At 62.7% G+C, this 7,379-nt stretch carries 2 protein-coding genes; both read right to left on the bottom strand.

Annotated elements, in window-relative coordinates:
• A partial coding sequence (locus KA184_13365; GenBank protein MBP8130561.1) for a M6 family metalloprotease domain-containing protein occupies nt 1-2,136 on the bottom strand: 2,136 nt, incomplete at its 3' end.
• Between the two features lie 131 nt (nt 2,137-2,267).
• Nucleotides 2,268-7,022 carry a right-handed parallel beta-helix repeat-containing protein gene (locus KA184_13360; protein MBP8130560.1) on the bottom strand — a complete coding sequence of 1,585 codons (4,755 nt, stop codon included), beginning with the start codon at nt 7,020-7,022 and terminating at the stop codon, nt 2,268-2,270.
• Between the last annotated feature and the right edge of the window lie 357 nt (nt 7,023-7,379).

The following is a 7,379-nucleotide window of genomic DNA, read 5'->3' as shown; positions in this document are numbered from 1 at the left end:
GCCTTCCCCTTCCCCTTCGCCTTCACCTTCCCCCTCGCCTTCCCCTTCCCCCTCTCCCTCGCCTTCCCCTTCACCCTCTCCCTCCCCTTCGCCCTCGCCTTCGCCCTCTCCCTCGCCCTCGCCTTCGCCCTCACCCTCGCCTTCCCCTTCGCCTTCCCCTTCGCCTTCGCCCTCACCCCCCGTGAAGCTGAGTAAGGCATGCTGATTGAGGTCGCCGAAACCGCTCATGTCAAAGAAAGTACCCGTGCCGGTATTGCTGACATAGCAGCGTCCGGACGGGGCACCTGTGCCATCGTAGGCCGCGGGCCATCCCCAACTGTTGTTCACGATTTTCAGCACAACCACCCGCTCTCCAGCCAACGGAAAGCGCTGCGGGCTTGCAAGCAGGAACCGGTTCCAGCCGGGGACAGCCGCGAATCCTGTCTCCGAATGCAGCAGGGTTCCCAAATTACCACCGGGGATGCTGTCATACAGATGAAAATCGATGGTCGCCGACGCGCCATCGTTCACGTAGACCTGAACGCCGTCCAACGTATCCATCGACGTCGTGTTCGTAAAGCGAAGGGCGGTCCATATCGTGAGTTGTCCGTATCCCAGCCCGTTCGTGACCCCATTTTCGTCGTAGCCAATCCAGTCGCCGACGCCGCCTGTTCGCGGCGTGAAATCAGCGGTTATGGCGGGTAATGACGTGGTGGAGACGTTGGCTACGCCGATACCGGTGCTGTTGCCGCTATAATCCTTCGATCCGGGCATACTCGAATCGTTGAACGTCGTATTGGAGGTACTCCCCGGGTAGGGGTCCCCGGTGTCTCCCCGGTTCGTTAGGTTATCGAGGTCGTTCAGGTCGTCCGCTTCTTCCAGGTCCACCAGTTTGTGCGCTTCGTTCGCATTGCTTGACACGGATGGGTCGATATGCCAGATCAAGAGGCCGGCGCCGGGAAGACCGGCGTCATAGCCGGACAACTGCCGATTCTCGACCAGGAAATATTCGCCCGCGGGGTACCGGTAACCGTCAATCCAGAGCCGCTTGACGGAAGCCTGGCTGCTTGCGGGCTGCACCACGACACCCGTGGCCGATTCATCCATATCCAAGGGGCCGACCATGCCGGTAACGGCCTTGCACCACGCGCAGAAATGGGCCGGACTGTCCCCCTGGTAGGCGCCCGTGTAATTCCAGTTTCCCGAGGACATCGCGCCCCACCTGCCGATTCCTTCGGATGTGCCGTCGGTATCGTAGAGGTCCGGGAGGTCGAGCATAAGGTGCCCCAATTCGTGTGCGGGAACGCCGATGGTCGACTGGTGGTCTGGAAAGCCGGTCTCGCCGTGTCGTTCACCGGCCATGGCATAAGGCGACAGCGTAACGCCGTCATGGGTTACGGGAGTGATAAAATACTTGTGAGCCCATACGTTTGGAGTCTTGGAGAGCGCGCCCCTATAGCCCTTTTCATAACCGGCGACAATCAGGATGATGGAGAGTTCGTGTGCGGACACCGCGCCGTTTGCGTTTGCGTCATAAGTCGCGTAATTGACATACGGATCCGCTTCGTCAAGGGCGTCCGCCACCAGTTGATACGTTGCCGGGCCCCAACTGTTGCCGAAGTTGGGGTGGTCGTAGCCCACGTTTACCGCCACGATGCCGTCGTTCCCAACGCCTTCGTTTTCGTACGCGGGCACTAAGGTGAAGTTTCCATAGGAATTTTCGAGGTAGAAGGCTTTCACGCTGTTGCCAGCGCCATACATCAAGCTTTGGAAACTCGAGTCGGAATATTGGAGCGCGATGTCGTTGAACGACACGAGAATGGTCAAGACCGGCTGCGAATAGACAAGCGTTTTTGCCGCCGTCCGAGGCAACTGCCGCGGGACACGAAGCTCGCGCACAGAAGGGTCGGTGAGCGGCTGTAGATGCTTGGGAAACCGGGCCAAGTCGGCGGCAGAGAGGCGGCCTACGGCGTGCGACGAGGGGGCCAGGACACCGCCGGGCCCTTCGATGGCATATACCCAGATACCGGCGTCCGACCGGACAACGGTGTGGCCATCCAGGGTCTCAAGCCAATCGGCGTATTCATCCCCCCGGGGACGGGCGCCAAACACGGCGCCGTAAGGCTGGGTCAGCGATACTTCAGCCGGTGCGACCACGCACGCATCTGCTGTCGCGCCCCAAGCACCCAAGACCAAGAGAAGTGCCCATCGGTTGCGCATGACCGCGTCCTTTCTCCCGGCGCCAAGATGTCACATTAGCCTTATGAAGAGGACCACACGAGGCGCCTCTAAAACGGCCCCGGACAGAACCCGTCCTCTGTCCCGTCGCCGGGGCACGCATGGTATCCGCCGGAGTTGTAGAGCTGGATGAGCCGGAGCAATTCCGTCAGCTTGACCTGCCAGTCCGGGCCCGACGGCGCATAGTCGCTGTCGTGGGGACAACAGGCCTGGTCCGCGCCCGCACCGGGCACGTACCCATCTTCCGTATCGCCGGGATTCGCAGCGCAATGGAATCCACCGGAGTTGTAGAACTGGATCACGCGCAGCAACTCGGTCAATTCGGTCTTGCTGCTATGGTCCTGGTCCGCCGTGTGCCATTCGTCCACGCAAGGCTCCCCTTCACCCTCACCTTCGCCTTCACCGCCGCCGGACAAGAAGCAGAAAGCGAAGTCGAGCGTTTCCGGAGTCGCTTGCGAGTTCTCGTAGTGATAGGAAAGGCCATCGCCCGTGCCCGAAGTGCACCACTGATAGAAACAGCAGCACTGGCCAAGCGCCTGGACGGCAAGCCACCCGGAGGACAATTCACAGGGCGTGTTCAGCATGGCTTCGAAACGATAGACGGTCGTCGGGAACGTAAGACCCGTTGTGTAGGCTTCCGCGACGGACGGCGTCACGACGTGCTGTTCGTGCAATGCCCCAGGCTGGCCCGCCTCATCCAGATAGAATTTGATCCAGAAAGACTCCGCCATAGGGCCGCAAGGAAATTTCTTGCCGCTCTCGCCTGTGCCCCACCAGGAGAGTCCCTGGATACTGCCGGTCAGACCCGAGAAGTTGTCCGCGCTCATGCTGGGCCGCGCGAAGTCGCTCTCTTGCGCGCCGTTCCCGGGTTCTTCGGGAAGCGCGAGCGGCTGGCTGTAAAATGACCCTGCTGGACAGGCCGCGAAGTCCTCGCCAACGGCGCCCAGACAGAACGCCAGGTTCATCGATGTTGTTTGAAGCGCATACAATGGATTCAGGCCCGTGCCGTAATACGAGAGGCCGTCGCCATTGGGGGAACACATCCAATTGAACGTGCATGGGTCGTTAGCCGCGTAAATGCTGATCCATCCTGCACGATACGGACACGGGTGCGGCAGGACCGCGCTGTAGTGGAAGGCAGGTTCGGACCCGCCGTAGAGGCCCGCCACCGGCGTGACCGACGGCGTAACCGAGTACCGGCTTCGGAAGCCGCTGGGTTCGCCGTTATATTCGCCGTGGAAGACAATCACGAATGACTTATCTTGTGTACTGCAGTCGCCCGTGCCCCACCACTGCACTTCCGTGATGGATGCGGCAAGCCCGGAATAGTTTTCGTAGCGATAGTGCTGGAGGTCTTCATCACTATCCGCGGCACACCACGCGCTGTCGCCGGGCGCGTAAGGTTCCTGTCCATAGAGTGTTTCATCCGAACAATGAAGCAGCGGGTTTTCGCCCTCGCCTTCGCCTTCGCCTTCGCCTTCACCTTCACCCTCGCCCTCACCCTCACCCTCACCCTCGCCCTCGCCCTCGCCCTCACCTTCGCCCTCGCCTTCCCCTTCCCCTTCGCCTTCCCCTTCGCCCTCACCTTCACCCTCGCCCTCGCCTTCACCCTCGCCTTCACCTTCACCTTCACCTTCACCTTCACCTTCACCTTCACCTTCACCCTCACCCTCACCCTCACCCTCACCCTCACCCTCGCCCTCACCTTCGCCTTCCCCTTCACCCTCACCCTCGGCGCCGCTCGGGTACTCGTACGCGCCGATGTCATAGTTCGAGCCGTCGCCGCCTGCGCCGGGGCCATCCAGACCGCGCGCGTTCCCTTCGATATCGGTGGTTATGTTCCCGAACTCCGCGAGATTCGTATTGGCGCCCGTATCGATACAGGGCGACGTGACCGCAATGCGGTACGGCGTCGTACTGCCGGGCGTCGTCTCCAGTTGCGGGTCCTCATCGAAATTGCCCGCGCCGGGGAAACCGCCCTGGATATCGCTGTACGTGGCAGCCGTGACGCTGCCGTTGTCGAAAATCTCATCTGGCGCGCCCGACCACAGGATGCTGTTGATCACCGTGGGGCCGGAGTTCAGATTCGCCAAAGTCCCACCGGTGGTCGCCGCGGCATTGTCGTAAAAGGTGCAATTGGCGAAAACCGGCACGGCCTGGTAGTTGAAAACCGCTCCGCCCGGGCCGTCCGTGGCATTGCCGCCGAAGTACGAATTGATGATCAGAGGCGCGGAGGCTTTGGTTGCTCTCACGCCGGCCACGCGGGCGAAAGAGGCGTTCGTGATGGCGCCGCCGGAACCGCTGCTCTCATTGTAAAGGAACACGCACGCCTCGATGCGCGGCGATGCGCCGTTATTGAACACGCCGCCCCCATACGGGCCGCCGTCGTTCGCCTCGAACACGCAGCGGACGATGTCGGGGCCGCAGGTGAGGTTGGCCACGCCGCCGCCCGCCTCGGCAGCGGCGTTCTGTGTAAACGCGCACTCTTCGAGCAGGGTTCCCGCCAGCGAAAGCTGGTTAAACACCGCGCCGCCGTAATCCGCGCTGTTCTGTTGGAAGACGCAGCCGGTCAGGTGCGCTTCGGACTCCTCGACCTTGACAGCGCCGCCTGCTTCCGCGCTGTTCCCGGCAAAGCGGCAGTTCTCCACCTCGACAAGGTCGCACGCGAGGCTGTAAATGCCGCCGCCGCCCAAGACGGCTGCGTTGTCCGTGAACAGGCAGTTCGCGACCGTCAACGAGACATTCTGGTTGTACATGCCCGCACCGGAATTGCCGCGGCCGCCGCGCACGACGAAATTATCGAGCACCGCGCCGTCCGCGCCAAGCACCACATGCACGGCGGGCGCGCCCGCGTTCGATGTCGCGCCGTCGAGAATCGTCAAGTCCTGCCCCAGGGTGCGTTCGTCGCGCTGCGTCTCATCGCCTTCGAACCCGCCGTAGAGCGCGATGCCCGCGGCCAGTTCGACCGCGCCGTCTGCGCCGCGCACTTCGTTATAGAGTCCGTCGGCGACCCAGACTTCCGGAATGCCCTGCGCCTCGGCTGCGTCAATGGCAGGCTGGACATCAGTGAACGCCGTAGCCCAACTCAGGCCATCTTCCGTTCCTGAAGTGTTGGACTTGTCCACATAGACCACATCGCCTTCGCCTTCCCCCTCGCCTTCGCCCTCGCCTTCCCCTTCGCCCTCGCCTTCCCCTTCGCCCTCGCCCTCGCCTTCGGCGCCGCCTTGCGCTTCAAAAGCCCCAATATCCACGATGCCATTCACTATCCGGTCAAAACCGGCGCCGCGCTGGTCCTCGAACGGCGGCCCTTCAAACGGCGGATTTGCGATTGCTCCGTTATCGCCTGCATCCAGCGCCGGGCTCCCATCCGCGAGCGCATGCGTGAGCGTGGGCCCGCCGTTGTCCGCCAGTATGGTGTCGACGACATCCGCGACGGCCACGCCCACGATATCGTCCGGCGGGACGCCATTCGTATCCCATCCGCTGCTGCCGGTGAGGTCGCCGACGACGTTGTGCGCGTTGCTGGTAACCGTACCGTCTGCATCCGGGCCCGCGGGTGCCGTATTTCCCGCGACGATGGTATTAACGACAAATGCGGGCCCGCCGAAGGTCCCGTTGACCCAGATACCGCCGGCGTTGCTCGACGCGTTGTTCAGCGCGACCGTGCAGTTGGTCAGTGCGCACGTGCCGCCGGCTTCAAACGCGACGCCGCCGCCGATGGGCGCGCCATTGCCGGAGATCGTGCAATTCGTGGCGAAAAACGAGCCGCCGGAGTTCCTCACGCCACCGCCCACAATGCCGCCTTGGTTCCCCGACACCGTGCAACTGAGCAACGTAAGCGCACCCGAGTTCTCGCAGCCGCCGCCGAACGAGGCGCCGGTATTGCCCGACACCGCGCAGCGGATCAGGGCGGCCGTGCCCGCGTTTCTCAGGCCGCCGCCCGTGCTTGGCATGCTGCCCGCGGCATTGTTCTCGATAACGCTGCCGATGGCGTTCAGCGTGGCGCCGGTCTCATTCTCGATTCCGCCGCCCGAGAACAGGCCCGAATTTCCCGAAACCGCGCTATCGAGCAGATTTACCGTGCCGAGATTGTTGATGCCGGCGCCGAACCCGCTTATTCCGTGCCCCTCGTTCCCGGAGATCGTGGCCCCCGAGGCGTTGAGCAGGCCATGGTTCAGTATGCCGGCGCCCCGGGCGGCGTCGTTATCCGCCACGAGGCTGTCAATCAGGTTGGTCGTGCCGGAATTGTAGATGCCGCCACAGGGGTAGTACGTTGTCTGGTACAGCGCCGTGTTCTGCGAGACCGTGGAGGCAATCAGGTTCAGCGTGCCCGTGTTATGAATGCCGCCCGTGCCGCCGCCGGAATTTCCCGTGACCGTACAATCGGTCAGCGTCAACTCGCCCGCATTGGTGATGCCCGAACCGTCGCCCAACTCGACATGCCCGTCCGCTATGGTCAGGCCCGAGACTACGCATGTCACGCCCGCGCCAATCTGGAAAACACGCACCAGGTTCCCGCCGCTCACGGTCAGCGCCGACTGCCCAGGTCCTTCAATCCCGAGGTCTTCCGTCACGTCAAGCGTCACGCTGACCGTAATGATCCCGGTCAGGCCCGCCTGAAACTGGACCAGGTCGTCGCCGCCGCTGGCGTTGGCGTCCGCCACCGCCTGGGCCAACGACCCCGGCCCGGACCCAGCCAGCGTGGTTACGGTGAACAAGCCCGCATACCCGGCCCCCGGCATCAGCAGCAGAATCGAAGCGATGGCAAGACATAGCCCAAGCGTATTGACAGGTCGCGCGTTCATTTTCGTTTCCCCTCGTCCTGTTCAGGTTTTCGACCCGGTATCCGTTATATCACACCTGGACAGAATCCGTCTTTCCAAATTTCGCCGGCCGGGCGTCCGCCGGAATTCGGGCCCGAGAACTCGCAACGGAGTGCCAGACCGGCCTTCCATGACTATACTGGCGTCCAGGCTCCGGTCCATCTGTTCCTCTGTCTGCGTTTATCCGTGGCTCCTGCTCCCAGCAACAGGCAAGTCTCGATGCCGCGGCGGCAAAGGGAAGACTTCGTTGCGTTACAGGAGTCTTTCAGCGAGGGTGACGCCCTGTGCTACATTGTGCTTCGCGCGTCTTTGCATTGCAGCAGGCATAATGGATGCGGC

This window comes from Candidatus Hydrogenedentota bacterium (genome assembly GCA_018005585.1).
Taxonomy (GTDB): domain Bacteria; phylum Hydrogenedentota; class Hydrogenedentia; order Hydrogenedentales; family JAGMZX01; genus JAGMZX01.
The sequence above is the reverse complement of the archived record's forward strand: the minus strand, read 5'-3'. Positions and strand labels throughout refer to the sequence as shown.